The sequence below is a fragment of the Calditrichota bacterium genome, assembly GCA_013112635.1.
Lineage (GTDB): Bacteria > Calditrichota > Calditrichia > Calditrichales > J004 > JABFGF01.
In genome coordinates, this window is the sequence record JABFGF010000003.1 from 396,953 (window position 1) to 416,410 (window position 19,458).

5 protein-coding genes are annotated in these 19,458 nt (G+C 40.0%); all 5 read left to right on the plus strand.

Going from position 1 to position 19,458, the window contains the following annotated elements; genetic code table 11:
• Positions 1-46 precede the first annotated feature (46 nt).
• The gene (locus HND50_10935) at positions 47-5,968 is read left to right on the plus strand and encodes a tandem-95 repeat protein (protein ID NOG45742.1); all 5,922 of its coding nucleotides are present in this window, start codon (positions 47-49) and stop codon (positions 5,966-5,968) included.
• Between the two features lie 120 nt (positions 5,969-6,088).
• A complete protein-coding gene (locus HND50_10940; protein NOG45743.1) occupies positions 6,089-8,383 on the plus strand; it encodes a T9SS type A sorting domain-containing protein in 2,295 nt (764 codons plus the stop codon).
• A gap of 359 nt (positions 8,384-8,742) precedes the next feature.
• The gene (locus HND50_10945; protein ID NOG45744.1) at positions 8,743-9,420 is read left to right on the plus strand and encodes a hypothetical protein; all 678 of its coding nucleotides are present in this window, start codon (positions 8,743-8,745) and stop codon (positions 9,418-9,420) included.
• Positions 9,421-9,499: 79 nt separating this feature from the next.
• Entirely contained in the window at positions 9,500-10,501 is a 1,002-nt protein-coding gene (locus tag HND50_10950) for a hypothetical protein (GenBank protein ID NOG45745.1), read from the plus strand.
• A 213-nt stretch (positions 10,502-10,714) separates the two neighbouring features.
• A complete protein-coding gene (locus HND50_10955; protein ID NOG45746.1) occupies positions 10,715-19,315 on the plus strand; it encodes an FAD-binding protein in 8,601 nt (2,866 codons plus the stop codon).
• The last annotated feature ends 143 nt before the right edge of the window (positions 19,316-19,458 follow it).

Consider the following 19,458-nt stretch of genomic DNA (forward strand, 5'->3'; position numbering starts at 1 on the left):
AATTTGATTTTCTCAAATAATTACATAAGTATATTTTGGAGCAGGGATGCGAATCTTATTACTTTCTTTGTCATTTCTAATCAATCCTCTTTTTTCACAATCAATTGAAAAAACATATTTTTACCAAAACGAGCCAATTGGTTTAAAACTAAAAACAGATCAACTGAATGTTATTTTCAAAAACGCTGTAAATGACAGCCGGGCAAGAAATATCCTATCTGCTGTTTTAGGAAATAGTTTTGAAAACATTGAATCGTTGAATCAAAAAAACAAGCGGTTGATAAAGCTTAGTGAGAGGTTTCCCGAAAGTGAGTTATCAAGTCTGATAAATAGGTTAAACGTATCGAGCGATATTTCTATTGCAGGGCCGGTGTTTATAAAAAACTCAGTACGCTCTTTGGTTAGCAATCAGTTTGTTGTGCGTTTTGATGCAAACATAAATGAACCGCAAATTGAACGGATTAACATTGAGAATGATGCAACTATAATCCGTAAAATTGCAGATCAGACATATCTGCTGGCCACGATCGAATCTGCAAAAATGAATGGTCTGGTTGCTGCAAATATTTATATGGAGTTAACAGAAACAGTTTGGGCCCATCCCAATTTCGGCTATTTAAATGATGAAATTCTCGATGCAGTGAATGATCCATATTATTCACAACAATGGGCGCATATAAATACGGGGCAGGCTGTTGCAAACCACGCACCCGATGGTTTTCCACAAACGGTTAAAGGGTTTAACGATGCAGATATGGATGTTGACCTGGCCTGGGAGATATTAAAAAATAATGGCATTAATCCGGGCCAAAATATTTTAGTCGGCATTATGGACAGTGGTGTTGAATTAACGCATCCTGATTTACAGGCCAATATTGTTGATCCAGGAAAAGATTTCACTGCCAGCCAGCAGAACGACGGAAACGATGTTGAAGGCCATGGTACAAATGTAGCAGGAATTATTGCAGCAGTTGCAGATAATGGAGAAGGTGTCGCAGGTATCGCTTATTCCAGTGGTCTTCTTCCTGTTAAAATGAACAGTGCTACCGATGCCGAAATAGCATCTTCATTTGATTATGCCTGGCAATTTGGTTGTGATGTGCTAAGCAACAGCTGGAGTGGTACAAATCCTGTTTCTGTTGTTACGGAAGCAATTAATCGCGCAAAAACGCAGGGGCGTGGCGGCAAGGGATGCGTCATTGTTTTCTCAACCGGAAATGAAGGGCATGGCACAGTTAGCTATCCTGCAAACCTTAGCGATGTAATTGCTGTTGGTGCTGCAAATATGTTTAATGAAAAAAGCAGCCAGGGAAGCCGTGATGGCAATTATGCTATTGGCAGTAATTATGGTTCTGAACTGGATTTAGTTGCCCCAACACTGGTTTATACTACAAACCTGAAAGATGGCAGCGGTTATGCAAGTGGTGCTTATAATGATGCTTTTAATGGAACGTCCGGAGCATGCCCGCATGTATCAGCAACTGCTGCTTTAATATTGTCTGCCGATGGTTCTTTAACTTCTGACCAGGTGCAAGATATTTTACAACAATCTGCCGAGCCAATTGAGCGATATATGTATGATAGCAAAGGCTGGAACAAACAAGTGGGTTACGGACGCGTTAATGCTCACAATGCTGTGCAAATGGCTATTGGTGATGATGGTGATGTACCTGATTTTTCTTTTAACCGAATAAGCTCATCGGCTGAAACCGGAAAACGCACAATTGAGGTAAGTATTTCAGATAATTCCGGAATTGCAAAAGCAAACCTGTTTTTCAGGACAAATTATCGCGGTACAGTTTCTTCCTGGACTGAGATTGGACCTGATAGTGAATTGGGCGGTTTGTATACTTTCAATATTCCCGGCCAGCAATGGGAAACGCAGGTAGAATACTATTTTTATGCTGAAGATGCTTCAGCCAATGCTAACAAATCAACTTTTCCAACACTGGGTGATCTTGAAAATGCCCCGCCATTAACATTTTCTTACCATGTGGCTGAATTGCAGATAAATTCATACACCAGCACCGATGTACCAAAAAACTGGGATAATGTTTTTGAAATGGTGTTTACATCTACCCTGGATATTGCAGATGATTTCCTGATTGTGGATGCAGATGCGACGGTTTCCGTGGATGGCCAGATCCAGGATTTTGCAATTATTGTGGAAGCACCATCTAATGTAGCCAGCGCCATTTTATCGCAAAACACAGGAACAGAATATCAGTCCACACATACGGATGATGAAGCAAGCACACCAATCACCGATGGCAAATCACCCTACAATGGTTCCTTTCAGCCGGATAATGGCCTGTTTGTATTTGATGGTGAACAATCAAAAGGTCAGTGGCTTTTACGCGGCTGGGATAGTTTTTGGTTTAACAATGGCGGGTCTCTGACAAGCTGGAAACTTGATCTAACCCAAATGAAAACCAATGATGTTCCGGTAGTGAGCGGGATTTCCAATCAAACAATTGATGAGGGCAATAGTTTTACATTAATTCAGTTAAACTCATTTGTCAGCGATGGTAATCACTCCGATGCCGAAATGACCTGGTCATCTTCGGGAAATTCAAATCTTAGTGTTTTCATCGATAATCAGAAAAACACAGCAACAGTGCAAACACCGAATAATGACTGGTATGGGTCGGAAACGATTACTTTCACTGCTACCGATCCTGGTGCGGCAAGCGGTGGACAAGCGGTTGTATTTACTGTAAATAATATAAATGATGCTCCTGTCGTTTCTGATATTCTGAATCAGACTATTGAAGAAGGAGCTGCTTTCGCAACAATTTCACTTGATGACTATGTTTCCGACATCGATAATGCAGATTCTGAAATAAGCTGGTCCACTTCAACTCCAAAAGAATTATCTGTCTCAATTGATGCAAATCGGGTTGCTACAATATCTGCACCAAATGCAGACTGGTATGGTTCGGAACAAATTACTTTTACGGCAACCGATCCTGGTGAGCTTTCTGATAACGATGCTGCTACTTTTACCGTGAACTCTGTAAATGATGCACCAGTTATGACAGGTATTCCTGACCAGACTATTGATGAAGGCGGTAGTTTTGCAACCATATCTTTAAATAATTATGTCTCAGACGTGGATAATGCTGATTCAGAGTTAAGCTGGGAATATTCCGGAAATAGCGAGCTTTCGGTTAGCATTGATAATTTTAATACTGCAACAATAACCATCCCGGACAATGAATGGTCGGGTAGTGAAACAATTACTTTTAAGGCCAGTGATCCGGGTGAATTGTTTGACTCTGATCCTGCGATATTTATTGTAAATGCTGTAAATGATGCTCCGGTTGTTTCTGATATTCCAAACCAGACAGTTTTGGAAGGCGCTTCGTTTACAACCATTTCACTCGATGATTTTGTTACTGATATTGACAACCTGGATTCGGAAATAAACTGGACTTATTCCGGCACAAGCGATTTATTGGTTTCCATTAACGCCAGCAGGGTAGCAACAATAAGTGCTCCAGATGAAAATTGGAACGGCAGCGAATCAATCACTTTTACAGCAACCGATCCCGGTCTTCTTTCGGATAATTACACAGCAGATTTTACAATTACAGCAGTAAACGATGCACCCGTTGTCTCAGATATTCCTGATCAGACTATTTCCGAAGGGAGCACATTTACAACGATCCCTCTTGATAATTATGTAATGGATGTTGATGATGCCGATGCTGATATTTCCTGGGTTTACTCAGGCAATAACCAGTTAACTGTAACAATCAATGCCAGCCGGGTAGCAACAATTACAATTCCCAACATCAATTGGTCAGGAAGTGAAACAATTCTTTTTAAGGCAACTGATACCGGTGCATTGGCAGACAGTAATTCTGCCATATTTGTTGTTAATGCCGTAAATGATGCGCCTGTGGTTGAAGGTATTCCAAATCAATCGATTGCTGAAGGGGAGACGTTTGCGACAATAAGTTTGGATAACTATGTGAGTGATGTTGATAACGCAGATGCAGATTTGAGTTGGGGCTATACCGGAAATACGGATCTAACTGTTTCGATTGATGCAAACAGGATCGCAACTATTACTACGCCGGGTTCACAGTGGAATGGCAGTGAAACAATTACATTTACAGCAACCGATCCTGGCAATTCCAGCGATAGTGATGCGGCCGTCTTCTCGGTTGGTGCTGAAAATGATCCTCCGGTTGTAAGTGCAATCCCCGATCAAACAATAGCTGAAGGCGAAAATTTTATAACAATTTCATTGGATGATTATGTAACTGATCCGGACAACACCGATGCTGAGATGAGTTGGGAATATTCCGGAAATACAGATTTGCAGGTTAGCATCAATGGTTCGCGTGTTGCGACAATCATTCCACCAAATTCGGATTGGAATGGTTCTGAAACTATAACATTCCAGGCCACAGATCCGGGAAGTCTTGCCGACAGTGATAATGCTCTGTTTAAAATTACTGCCGTCAATGATGCACCTGTTGTAACTAATATTCCGGACCAAACAATTGCCGAAGGAGAACAATTTGATACAATAAGCCTTGACGAATTTGTCTCCGACGTGGATAACAGTGATTCGGAAATGATCTGGTCATACAGTGGAAACAATGAATTACAAGTTGAAATTGATCAAAACAGAATTGCGACAATTACCACTCCTAATGAAAATTGGAACGGCAGTGAGACGATCACTTTTGCAGCAAAGGACCCCGGTAATTTGGGTGATAATAATTCTGCAACATTTAATGTATCATTGGTAAATAATGCCCCGGTTGTTAGTAATATTCCTGCTCAGACAATTGAAGAAGGCCAAAGTTTTAACTCAATTCCGTTGGATAATTATGTAGATGACAGCGACCATTTGGATAGTGAAATAATTTGGACGGCAACCGGGAATTCGGAATTAGTAGTTAGCATCGACAGCAACAGGGTGGCAACAATAAACCTGCCCAATGAAAATTGGAATGGCAGCGAGACAATCACTTTTACAGCAAAAGATCCGGCAAATTTAAGCGATTCTGATGAGGCTGTTTTTACAGTAAATCCACAAAACGATGCCCCAAAAATAATAAGTGATCTTCCGCAACTTATCTCAAATGAAGATGTCTCTTTGGAGCAAATGTTTTCCAACTGGTATCCTTATGTAAGCGATCCGGATAATACGGATGAGCAACTAACATATCTTGTAACTGGAAATAATGAACCCGTTTCTGTACAATCAAACAAAGATAGTTATTTGTTTTCGGCCTCACAAAACTGGTTTGGGCAGGACACATTTCTACTAAAAATAAGTGATGGACAACTTGCTGATTCAGCTCATTTTGTAGTAAAATTTAATTCTATAAATGATGCGCCGGAAATTATAAACTTTCCTGACAGTTTGATTTTTGAAAATACAGAAACCTATGTTTTCGATTTGGAATCGCGCGAAAAAGATATCGATTCTCCAATCAACAAATTGCATTGGCAGATTAGCGTTTCCGATTCAAATATAGTCCCTGATTATAGCAAAGAAGAAAAGGTCCTGGTTTTAACAGCCGAAGGGTTTGTTGGTGAAGCACAATTATTCGCCACTTTACTTGATGATAGTAACGCGGTTGATTTGGACACACTGACAATTAAAGTGACTGATAAAATTTTATCTCTTGACGAAAACTCTGTTATCCCTGTTGAATACAGTTTGAAACAAAACTATCCCAATCCTTTCAATCCTTCCACAACAATTCAATATAATTTGCCAAAACAAAGCCAGGTGCAATTGATTATTTTTGATGTCTCTGGGAAGAAGGTTGCAACACTTGTAAATATGGTGCAGCAAGCCGGTTCTTTTTCAATAAATTTTGAAAGCAGTAGTTTGGCAAGCGGGCTTTATTTCTATTTTCTAAAAGCAATCCCTACGGCTGGTAGTCAAGGTTCTGTAAATGAATTTATTCATAGCCGCAAAATGCTTTTGATAAAGTAGTATTTGATTTTCCAGCGATTATTTTAGTTTGACAAGTAAAATTACCAATACCGCTCATATGCTAATCATTAAATAACGGGGGTCGATTAATGTATTGTATTCTTTACATTAGGAGACTTCATGAAATTTTTGTTTACCTTATTTACTTCCATTTTTATTATAACCCATGCATTCAGCCAAACTGTGCCGGGTGGTGGCCCCCAGGGGATAAAACAATTTGATCATTCTATAAAAACTTATTCCACACCTCCTGCCTGGCAGGAATCTATCATCAATAATGAAGTATTTGTTTTTGCAACGACAACATACACTTTTAAGGACATTGTTCTGTTTAGTTATTTTGATGAGTCCGTTTTTTACCTGATATCGCAGGATGGTACACCGCTTGATACTGTCTCTTTAAATAAAGATGAATTTCATTTTTTTTCTCCGGGTAAAGGGATTTACAGGATTGAAAGTAATAACACCTTTTCAGTATTAATTGGCGATCCTATCTCAAAGTCTATTCTTGGCTATTTTGCTGTAGATGAATCAGGCAGTCCGCTTTCGACCCGCTTGAATACTTACATGCCAAACGATCCATGGGGTGGTGAGAAATTCATTGTATTTTCCTATAATGACAATACAGAAATCTTTATAAAAAACTTAACTGATACATCGATTGTTGCCGCAAGTATATTAAACAAAGGTGAACATTTAGCCCTTGATAACCAGTTTGGAAAATTCTTTAGTGTCACTGCAAATAAACCTGTTTCAGCCCTGAGTTATGGTGACCAGGGGTATTTTGTTCCAGCTACAAATGGTACATTTGCAGGGAAACATTTTTATGGTTTTTCTGGATATGTAGGTAGATGGGCCAATGGAATTGTTGTTACAGCATATTATGATTCTACAAATTACCAGGTTTTAAATTCTGAAACAGGTGATACCATTTCGCAGGGTACCATCTCCGTAGGTGAAGCAACTCAGCTGGGTATTTATAACGATACGTATTGGGAAGTACAAACTGATAAACCAGTGACAACGGCAAATATTCCCTATGCTGCCTGGTCCAAAAACTATTATTATATGGCCCGTCAAATTGATGAATCTGGACATGGCATTGGAACGCATTTTTTAACTCCGGTAATTACGGGAGATTATGATATTTTCTCTTTTGATGATGACAACCATATTACAGTTGTAAACAAAGCCAATAACGATACGGTTTATAATGCGATTTTAAACATGGGTGAACATCATCATCTTTTTTCAACAAAAACGGTGTACGAAGTCAGAGGAACTGAAAACCTGTCTATCATATCTTCAACAAATGGTGGGTTTGGTGGTGACTTTGTTCCTTTAAACTTTGCCGTTGGCCTCCCGGATCTTTCAATTTCTTCAGCAGACATTTCATTTGCTCCAGACTCAGTTGACCGGATAATGGGTGATCCAATTACAATAAATGCCGTGGTTCATAATTTTGGCTATGAAACTGCTTATAATGTTCCTTTGCAGTTTTTTGATGGCGACCCAAGTGGTGGGTTAACAATAAGCTCGGTGATGTACGCTGATTCAATTCCGGCAGGGGAAAGCTTCTTATTTAGCACTGACTGGACTGTACCTGGTTTAGCAGAGTATCATTCAGTTTTTGCAATTGTTGATAAAAACAGCTCTATAATTGAGTCAAACAGTTCAAATAACAGCAGTTTTAGGTTTATCGTTCCAAATCAGGATTTACTTCCACCGCTATCTGTTGTTGTGGATGCACCTGTGAGTGTGAAGCTTAAAGGAGATTCTTTAGATTTTAACCAGTTTGATATATGTGTAAATCTTTTTAACACCGGGGATGTTCAGGCAACAAACTCTTACTCTGTTTTGATGTTGCCCATTGGTTTATCAACAGACCAGGCAGATTCAATTAATTTTGGCGGCATTGTGGAAAATTCAACAGTTGACACATGTTGGACTGTTAAGATTGATAGTTTACCAAACGGAACTGTTGTTTATAATGGCATTGATAATCAGGAATCAGGTCAAGATGCCTTTTTCTATACGGTTAAAGTAAATGCCGATAATGCTGAGGAAAAGTGGGTAAACCGGATGTTGTTAATTAACAGGCCAACACCAACAAGCTTAGAAGAAATTGAAAACAGATTGGTATTGCCAGAATCATTTAATCTAAAACAGAATTATCCAAACCCATTTAACCCAAGTACAACTATTGAATACAATGTTGCAAAGACATCACATATCCTGTTAGAAGTTTACGACATAACAGGACGCAAAGTCAGTACATTGGTAAATGGCCAAATTCAACCAGGATTTTATAAATCTAATTTTGAAGCATCCGAGTTGAGCAGTGGCGTGTTTTTTATTCGATTGAATATTAATGGTAAAAATTTTGCGGTTAAAAGAATGATGCTGATAAAATAAATAAAAAATGCCATCGTTTCCGGCGATGGCATCTTATTCTATTTCAAAAGAATTGCTTTGCGTGTTTCCCTATAATCACCGGCAATAATTTCATAAAAATACGGACCGCTTGGAACTTGTAAACCCTCTTTATTCAGCCCATTCCAAACAATTGTTTTTGTCGGGCAGCATTAAAAATATATTATTTACCCGGTCACCTTTTTTTAAAAAGAAAGCATACAAAAACAATGGAATTATACTAACAATGCTAAAAATTTCAATTGGTTGGAGATACAACACTTAGTGTTTTATATTATTTTTTATTCTAACTAGATTGGAATTTAATTTCAAATAGATAATTAAATAGGAATGACATATTTATGTGTAAAGACATTGTCTCATCTACAATCAAAACTGAAATATCAGTATTTTATGATTTGTGCATTCCTGGTTTTGAAGGGCCGCTACCTTTAGTAATTGCTCTCCATGGATACGGAGAGAATAAAGAAAAAATGATGAAGCTCTTAAAAACTAACCTTACTGAGCCTTGTTATATTGCAAGCCTTCAGGCACCGTTTCCACATATAGTTCCGCCGGTTCTTCCGGGTAGGCCAATAAAACATGGTTTTGGCTGGATTACTTCTTTTAATCCGGGTGAGGCTATTCGCTTACATCATCAGGCTGTTGGCCAGGTTATAGATGACGTATTGAATAAAAACAAAATGAATATTTCAAAAATTATCTTGATGGGCTTCTCTCAATCTGTAGCGCTTAATTTTCGATATGTTTTTTCAAATCCCAATAAGATTAATAACCTCGTCGCTGTCTGTGGAGGCTTACCGGGAGATTGGGATAAAAATGAAAAATACAAACCATCAAATACAGATATTCTTTATGTGGGTTGTAAAAAGGATATGATTTATCCGGCAAAAAAAATCCGCGAAAATGCAGAAAAATTAAAAACAAAATCACGATCTGTCGAGATTCAGATTTATAATGCCGGCCATCAGATTCCACTGGAGTGTTTTACAAGCCTTAACAAAATGCTTTCACAGTAAAAATATTATGAATCAGCAACAATTTTGATTAAGTTGTGCGACTTCAAACAATGTAAATAACAATCCACAGGAGCTTTAAATGAAATTTATTTTAGTTGCGCTTATTGCGTTTTCAATTATTAGTTGTTCTACCCGCGAGAAGGGAATGACCCTTGAGAAAGGAACTCCGCATCACGACTTGGCTACAAAGCTGGCCGCCATTGATTCCAGTTTAAATCCGGTTGAAAATAAAGTTTTGGCCACTACCACAAAGCACGAAGTAACTCTAGGTGATATAGTTGTTAAAATCCGTTCGCGTTTTGGTAAACAAGCTGATAATCTTGATAAACAACCGTTAAAAAATATTAAGAGTTTGATGAAGGAATATGCTGAAAGTGTTGCCATGATTAAGATTTTATTACTTGAAGCAAAAAACAATGGTGTTACAGTTTCTGAAGCGGATATTGACAGCGCCCTGCAAAAACAATACGCTGCTGCCGGCGGTGAAGAAAAATTCCTTCAGTTACTTGAAGACAATGGTGTTTCCTCAGATCTGTTACGCTCCGATTTCAGGGAAAATGAAATAATGGGCCGTTACCTTAAACAAGTACGCGAAGAGGCAACAGAAATTAGCGAGGAAGAAATCGATTCTGCTTACGTTAAAGATAAAACAGCTTCTGTCCGCCACATTTTATTGCTGACTCAAAACAAATCTGAAGAAGTAAAAAAACAACTTTATACCCAGATGGAAACTTTGTTAAAACGCGCACAGGATGGCGAAGATTTTGCAGAATTGGCCAAGCAATATTCTGAAGATCCAGGCTCTAAAAATAAAGGTGGCTTGTATGAAAAATTTCCACGCGGGCAAATGGTTCCTCCATTTGATGAAGCAGCATTCACTGTACCGGTTGGTGAATTGAGCGGAATTGTTGAAACATCTTATGGCTATCATATTTTGAAAATTGAAGGTCGTCAAAAAGAAGACCGCCCACGTGAAGAAGTAAGAAAAGAATTGGTTGGCAAAAAATCTCAGACGGTTGTAAAAGATTTGTATGAAACCCTAAAAGTAGAATATGAGCTGGTTTTAACAGAAGCATCTTAATATTCAAATAGCCTGAACTAAATTTTCAAAGCCTCTCTCTGAGCATGTTTAAGGGTGAGGCTTTTTTGTTTGTCGGAATTCTTGCGACTAATTAAATAAAATATTCTTCCACCCCGCACTTTAGATTTTAGTTTATCCCTCGAAAATAAACCATCTGTTATTTTTCTGATTCTTTGAAAACCCAAATATTAGTTTTACTTTTTAAGGAACTATATGCCCTCTTTTTCAAAATCTGATATGGACGCTGTCAGCTTCTTCTTACAAAACCAATCTGCCGCAGATAGAATTGCCAAACAAGGTAAAGCCCGCGGTTTATTGCTGGATGAACATTTCCTTCAAAAACAGCAGGAGACAGTTCAAACCTCCAAAATGAAAAAGCTGGTGGAATTGCTGTCGGCGGCCTCGCAGGTTTTTTTACCCGACGCGGTGCAGAAGCAAGTTTATCAGAATGACAGCGGAACGCATATTATTCCAGGATTTATAAAAAAACTGTTTACAAAAATCAGCCTGGCTTTTGTTGTCCGGCCCGGCACAATAGATGATGTTTCAAGATTTGTAAAATGGGCAAATGATCACAATCAAAATTACACAATTCGTGGAGCAGGCACCTGGCCGTTTGGTGGCGCCGTTCCTCTAAATGATGATATTGTCCTCGATTTATCACATCTCACTTTTCACAAACTTTTTAGTGAAACGGACACTCTGGCTTTTGGGGCAGGATTCCTTTTCCCCGATGCGCGGGACTTTTTAAAAGAGCAGGATTATACTTTAAAACAGGAAATCACCAACCCCAACAGCGGAACACTTGCCGGCTGGATTGTAACCGGCGGGCTTGGCCTTGGTAGCTTTAAATATGGACATGTCAAAGAATCCGTAAAAATGCTGTTGGTTGTAAATGCACAGGGAGAGCTTGTTTCTTTGCAAGCCGGTGATGAGGATTTTGATCTCTTTTTTGGCAGCGAAGGACAAGCCGGAATTGTTGTTGGCGGTGCTTTAAAAGTGCGCAAAGAATCATTCGTAACCAAGCCCTACGCATTTTCATTTGAAACAACGCAGGATGTAAAAGAATATCTGAAACGTCTTCAGGATGCCCAAATTAAACCGACCTCGGTAATTTATTTTGACCAAAATTATATTCATGAAACCTGGAAAATTGAACAGGATCATTCACGCGGAAGATCGGAAGATGTGCTGGACCTGGATGACCAGAAACGCTTGCCTGAACTACAGGAAGATAAAAATACAATCAATGAGTTAGCCGAATGTGAACATATCCTGGTTATGCATTTTGATGAACATCAGGATTTTCAGGAGGCACTGAAAACGCGTTTGTTTAGTGCCTCGGGCGAACGCATCCGCATAGAACAACTTGTTTTTAAACAGCTTTCCACAAACCTGGCGCATAAACTTTGGGAACATCGTTTCCTGCCTGTACAAATGAAGCAAAATGGACCATCAATGCTTGTCAGTGAAACCATTCTGCCGTTTGATTCTTTTATCGAATATCAAAAAATGCTGCGACCAATGCTGGACAGGTTACTTGGTGTAGAGCTAAAAACAGAAGCGCATCTTCTGCAAAATGGAAAAATGCTAATCCAGTCGATTGTACTTGCAGATACGCGTACTTTACGCCATAAAATATATTTTGCCATGGTACCGTTGATGACAGAAGTTGCAATGCATTTTGGGGCAATTCCTTACGGGATTGGCATTTGGAACCAACCATTTTTTAAACGCTTACGATCGGGTAATAAAAAAGTAATTAAAAAACTGGAAAAGTATAAGAAGAAGCATGATCCAAGTGGCTTGATCAATCGTTCTAAATTTATAAACAGCCGTGGGCAAAAATTCTTTTTTAGATTGTTTTCATCACTTGCACCGGGTTTTAACCGCTGGATAGTAAACACAACCCACAAACGGCAGCGTGGAAAAAAATGGGCTATTTCTTATCCTTTAGAACGCATTGCCTGGAATGCCAGCGCATGGTTATTTCCCAAAATTGTACCATCGGATCTGAAGAAAACAGAAAAACCCCTGGAGCATCTTTTGGCCCCTTGTGCGGAATGTGATAGCTGTGAACACGTTTGCCCAACTTCGGATGTGTTTGGTTTGTACGGCCCGGCTACGCCAATTACGCGGCGTAAAACTGCAGAACGTCTGGTTGCCGGCGAGCAAATCAGCCAAAGTGAAGCCCTTGGTTTTTTAGCCTGTACACGTTGTGATAATTGTGTGCGTGTTTGCCCGACGGATGTGCCGCTTACAAAGATTTTTGACCTGGTTGAGGAGGACAACAATTTCCAGAATGCGCTTGGTCTGCAGGAGAAAGAAAAATCTGAATATGTGGATCGCTTCTGGCAGATAATGAAGGAAAGCCCGCTTTATACGGATTATACAAAATCGGACCAAAAGGAAGGCCGTTCACATTTGCAGCATGGTTTGCAAATTGTCTATCCGCGCGGATTTGAGTATGGGCAGCTTTTTATTGATCCTAAAACGTGTATTCATTGCGGCATGTGTAGCGATGAAAATGCCTGCATGTATGGTGCGCGAAAAGGCCAGCCGCGTCAGATACCTGATTTGCTTGATTTAAATTGCGCTTTGTGTAATGCCTGTGTCAATTATTGTCCGCAAAATAAAAATGCCCAGGAAGAGCGTGATGTTCTTAATAATTTTATTTACAACGCCACTGATTTGGAGGAGAAAAAGTATTGGCTTAACCGGCAGAACCGCATTCATGACACCACTACTGTTCACCGCTCTACAAAATTGACCGAAATGGCCGATCGCTATGTTACCGAAGATATTATCATGGAGATTGATAAAGAAGCTTCGTCCGGGCAGATCCCTGTTTCGGGAATGGGACAAGGCGATCGGCATATGGGGATTGGTTTTGATGCTGAACGATTTGCTCATTTTCATATTGTTGGCCCGGCGCAAAATCGCTTGCACGAAGGCGATCCTGAAGAAGAATTATCTGTAATTCTTGGAAAGCGAGATAGCTTTTGTCGTTTTGATAAGACAGGCAAGCTGATTGAAAATGACCATACAAATGTAAAGTTGATGACGCCGCTTCTGTATAATGCCCTGAGTCTGGAAAGTAACGGCATTGCCGAGCTGGCAATGATAAAAACGGCTGAGCAGCAGAAAAGCCTTGTGGTTGTGGAGCTTAATCGCATCTTCCAAAATTATAATACTTTTTTACGTGAAGGCGGCTATGAGCGTTTACCGGAAGTGCTAATCCCGAAAGTGGATGAAGAGCTGATCGACCAGATACAAACCAATCCGCGCACAAATCGTGATCTGTTGACAGACTTATGGCGTATGCCCGCTTTTGAGGTAGAATATCATCCGGATCTTTCCCGTACAATTTCCTACATCCGTGATTCGGTTAAAGCCAGCGGCCGGAAAAAACCGCTCATCTTCGGATACTTGGAAGTGTCTGAACACGATCTCATCGGTTCGCTTAGCCCAACAAACCAAATCAAAGAAAAAATTACTTTTTTGTTAAACCAGAATATTGATGTTTTGCATATCCATGGGCGGCGTAACAAAGAAGATTATTTTGTTACCAGTGTTGCAGTGCGTGCCATCCATCATTATTTGATGCGCATTGGCCGGAGGCATGAAGTGAGCCTGGTTGCATCCGGTGGAATCCGCCTCGCATCCGATTCGCAAAAAACAATTCAGCGTGGTGCTGAAGCAACTCTAATTGATTTTGCGGCATTGCTGGCTTTGGACCCAAGTGCTTACAAGGCCATAAAAGAGGATAAAGCGACCACCGAAAAGCTGTTGAGCCTTGATTTAGAGAAAGCGATTTCACGATTAAACAATCAGGCAGAATCACGCAAAGTACAAATTTTAGAAGTGTTGGGCGCATCCGGATTTAAAGACATCAAAAAAACAGTGGGTGAAGAAGGGCGCTTAATTGATTTTCATCAATTGGAAAATAAACTGCAGCGTACAGTTTTTGAAAATGGTGAGCTTGTGCAGAGGTATGAGCAAATCAACAAAGAACAAATGGCTAATGAAAAAGTTGCGGCTAAATCCATCCGCCGGTACAGCAAGCTAAAGGAAAAGATTGTTCCGCTGGATATCCCGCATAATTTTTATTTGCTTGGAGATACCAACCAGACTTTATACAAACGCGATTATGTCTGGCCGGGAACTTTGATCGAGAATATGGGGCGCATGGCCGCCGGAGATTTGGGAATGCTTGATTTCAGCAAAAATATGCAAACCGGCTTGTTGGGTGATGGCTTTGATGTCATGAAAATTTTGTACAACAAAGACCCGATGGATGTTACAGAAAAAGAGCTGGATAAAGTTGTAACGGCTTTGCCGATGGATAAAAATCTGACCCTCGAGGCACCCTGGATGTTCGGTGGAAAATCCGTTGGTTCTATCGGACTTGATACCTGGCGAGCGCATGTAGTTGCCTCGCGTGAATTGGGCATCCAATTTGATACGGGTGAAGGCGGTTACCCAACAAGTATCTTTCTAAATCCAAAAGGTGAGCCGGTCTTTTTTGAAGAAAATGAAATTGAGCTGATTGTACCATTTTTTGAAAATGGATATGAATATACTGTTGAGGATATGCGCAAAATTCTTACCCAAAATAAAATCACAACAAAAAGCCACCCAGGAATTTATGAAAAGATAAAATTATACCCATCTTTAAAGCCGATCACATTTATGGTAATTATTGGCAAAGAAGATGAGCCGTATGTTTCTACCGAAATTAAGACAGGGCTTTTTGGGGTTTCCAAACAAACCATCCGTAAAGCACGGCGGGTTGTAATTGCCTATTCGCAGGGCGCAAAAATGGGCATTGGCGGGCACATTCTTGCCCAAAAAGTTAACAAGCTTGTTTCATATTTACGTGGCGTGGAAGGCCTGGAAGAGCTGCAAACTAATCCTCTCGAAAAATTGATTGACCGTCTTAATCACATTGCCAAAGCGGAAGATTCGCAAATGGCCGATCTTGCAAAAGATAGTTTAAAGGTGTTTGATGATACCCTTGCATCTGGCGAAATAACAGATCAGCTAAAAGACATGATCTTTAAAATCCAGGAAAAAGCCTATTCTCTTTTTAATGATTCCCAACTGGATGAGATTGATTTTGAGAATATAATTTCAGCCTGCGAAGAAATTATAAAACACACTTATTCCAGTATTATATCGCCGTTTCCATTTCACAATTGTTACTCCATTGAAGATGTAAAAGCATTTATTGATGTTGTTCATATGATTAATCCGACGGCTGTTGTTTCTGTAAAGGTCTCGCCATCCAGCGATATTGAATTTATTGCCGCCGGGCTGGCACGTATTTCCCGCGATAATACAACCGAGATGATTCGTGCTAAATATGGTGAAGATGCTTTGCTCCAACCCAGCGATGAGTTACGTGAATATGCTAAAAAACATGGCATGAAAATGGAAATCTGGCTGGATGGACCGCGCGGCGGTACCGGTGCTTCGCCAAATATTATTAAGGGTCAAATGGGTATGCATATCGAATATGCCATTCCGTTGATCCATAACCGGCTGGTACGTGATGGCTTGCGCAACAATGTCACATTTATGGTTTCCGGCGGTATCCGGACTTATGAGGATGTTGTAAAATCTGTTGCCCTTGGCGCGGATGGCGTTATTTGGGGAACGGCTTGCCTGGTAACAGTTGGCTGCGACCGTAACCGTAATTGCCATGATGGTTGCTCACGAGGGATTGCCACGAGTAACTTGACCATGCAAAAATTAAGAGATGTGGAAAACAATACCCGCCAGATGATTAATGCGTTTATTATGATGCAGATGCAGGTAATCCGTGCTTTGGCTGCTTTGGGTATGAAGGATATCCGCGAACTGCGTGGCCGCTTTGACAAAATCCATTGGATTGGCTTAAAGGAACGTGTTGACCATCGATTCAGAATAGACAAAGAAATACAAAAGGAAATTTTAAAAGACGAGGAATTATTTGTAAAACGGGCTGAACATGCAACAGGCCAAAGTAATTGTGGAGTGGCCGCTTTGAATGGAACGGAGCCTGTTCCTGGCTATATTCTGGATAGCGCGCTTGATGCTATGCGTAACCGTGGTATGGATGGTGTTGGTATTGCCAAAACACTTTGTTTCCCGGATTATCCAAATCATTATGCTTACAGCATTATGGTGAAGGGCGTTTTCCAAAAAGAGATTGAAGAAAACCTGCGGCTGCAATGGCAAACCACCGGTAATGAATATACGGAAACGGAGTTACGCCTGGAAGCACGTAAACTGACCATCTATATGCGCTCTCAAATTATTGAGAAAATTAAAAAAGTTTTTCTTGATCCCTATTTTGATTTTCATGGGGAGACACGAATTGAGCTGGTCCGTGATTCCTATAAACGAGATGAGCAAGGTAATGAAATGGATTATCGGGAGTTTGGCAACGACCAGACTGATCCCGGGGATATTTTCCGCTTTTTTGTAAAAGCCAAAAAGGAAGCGGTTCATAATTATATCGATAAAACTTTGCTCAAATATGACTGGTCCCATTTTCTGGAACATCAGTTTCCGCAAATCACCAAAGAAAATTATATGGATTCTCAAGACTTTTTACAAAAAGCAGAAGACCTTTATGTTTTTGATCATTCATTAAATATGACACGCATTTTATATACATCCGAAATTATTGATTCCGGGTTTAATGATCCGCGTCCTGATTCTTTAAAATCCAAAGATACCGTTTCGATGGAAGACCTGTTACGAATCCGTAAATATGCCAATGAGAATCCATTTGAATTGAACAAACATTTGTATAAAGACCGCGATCAGAAAATTGCTGCGGTTATGTCATGTGGGAAAAATTTTGGTACCTGGAAAACAGCAGGACGGGTTATTCCATGGCAAACACCCGATGCACCAAACAATATTATTCATGTGCGCCTGGCTACAGGTTCCGTGGTGGAACAAATGAATTCACATCCTTTTGCCAAGCTGCATACGGCGCTTACACACAATGGCGAGACCACCAATTTTGAGGCGCTGAAACAACGCGTTGAACAATTTAATCTTTCTCCATTAGCTTCAACGGATACTGAAGTGGCCGCTTTAAAATTTCACCTTATTGCCGATGAATGGGCTTATCCTGACTGGGCCGTTTTTGAAAGTCTTTCACCAACGACAGGCGATGATCTTGCTCTTGTGGATGAAAAAATGCGTCCTCAACTGGAAAGTGTTCAACGTGTTGAGTTTTCTTCTTCACCGGACGGGCCATACCAATATCTGTGCCTGCGTCACGATCCGTATAAAAACGTAACAGAGCGTGTTGATATAAAAGACCCGGCAGACTTAAGGCCCAATGTCACAGCTTTCTGGAAAGACCATTCAAAAAATAAAAAGCGTGTTTTTTCGATGATAGCTTCGGAAGAGCAGGCAGTTCACACAATGCTGAAACTTCTTGATAAAGAAGGTTTGATTGAAGGGGCAGCAGCAGATATGACACTTTCCAGTTCCGGGATGATAAGCCGCTATATGTACGATGAAAAATCCAAAATATATGATTATGATTTTAAAGACCGTTATGGCCAATCGATCGAATTACAGGAATTTGGTCAGCATTTTAGTGTACGCCATGCAAAACTTACGGAGCCGGAAAGAGATTTTAGCGGATGGGAACGCAAGTATAGAATTTTTATAACCAAAGAATTGGAGAAAATTAGTTTTAATGATTTTCATTGGCTGCTCTTTAAGCTGGTTGAAAATGCGGATACCCAGCTTCGTTTCAAAAAACATCTGGATATCTTAACCTGGCTTCGGGATTCCATTAAGACATTGAATCCTGGAACTAAAGCGATTAGTTCTCTGACGGACATGGTTGATTATTTTCTTGAAAAGATTTTAGACCGTGTAAGCACAGGTGAGTTTAAAAATTATTATTACTACAGCCTGCACCGTGGTGGTCTTTTTGATGAAAATGCGGGAAAGAATGTAACATTGGTCATTAATGCGGAAGGTTTTTTACCGGAAGGCAGCGATCCGGATCATGTTTTGGCAGCTTTTTTAAACCAGGCATATGATCTGGGTTGGAGACAATTTATAATCTATCGGGTGCATGGCCAACGTCTTATTTCTACAGCGGTTATGGGCAAAGGTGATACAGACGATGTCGAAATGGATGTTTACGGCAGTGCTGGCGAATATTTTGGAGCTTTTATGCAGGGCGGTACAATCCGAATGCATGGCAATGCTCAGAATTTTGCAGCCATGTGTATGCACCATGGAAACCTTTACATTTATGGAAATGCAGGCAAAGTATGCGGATATGGTTCCAAAGGTGGCAAAGTATTTATTATGGGTAATGTTGTTGATCGTGTCTGGACAAATTCTGTAAACGACAGCAGGACACAACAATTGGACGTATTGATTCTTGGTTCAGCAACAAAATATGCCGGTGAATCTCTGATGGGCGGTAACTTCTTTTTTGGCGGAATGCATTTTAATGAGAAGGGTCAGCTGTGTTTAAACGATCGGCCATATCTTGGAACAAAAATGCTTGGTGGCGCTTCTCGCGGTAAGTTTGTTTTCTTCGATCCGGAAAATCGTTTGCTTGAAGCGCAGTACACTCATGGCAAGATTGAAGAGTTCAGCGATGAAGAATGGGCCTACTTTGAAGAGAAAATTCGCGAAGTTTTTGAACTGTCTAATATCCCCGTTTATAAAAAGAATTCAGGAGAATATATCAATGTGGATGGCAAGATGGTGGAGTTTTCTCGGGATGTGTTTAAACTGATAATCCCAAAAGGCGGTTTAAAGGGCTATGAATCTCATTAGGTTAATCGCTTAACAAAGTCTTGAATTTGAAATTAATTTCAATACAATAAAAGTAAAAAAGCTTTACATGCCATCTAATATTAAAAAAAGATAAAGCATTAATATGGAAAATGTATAATCACGTTTAAAATAACTTGACATTT

Coding starts and splice junctions, on each gene's coding strand:
- HND50_10935 (NOG45742.1), top strand. CDS start 47: ATGCGAATCTTATTACTTTCTTTGTCATTTCTAATCAATCCTCTTTTT.
- HND50_10940 (NOG45743.1), top strand. CDS start 6,089: ATGAAATTTTTGTTTACCTTATTTACTTCCATTTTTATTATAACCCAT.
- HND50_10945 (NOG45744.1), top strand. CDS start 8,743: ATGTGTAAAGACATTGTCTCATCTACAATCAAAACTGAAATATCAGTA.
- HND50_10950 (NOG45745.1), top strand. CDS start 9,500: ATGAAATTTATTTTAGTTGCGCTTATTGCGTTTTCAATTATTAGTTGT.
- HND50_10955 (NOG45746.1), top strand. CDS start 10,715: ATGCCCTCTTTTTCAAAATCTGATATGGACGCTGTCAGCTTCTTCTTA.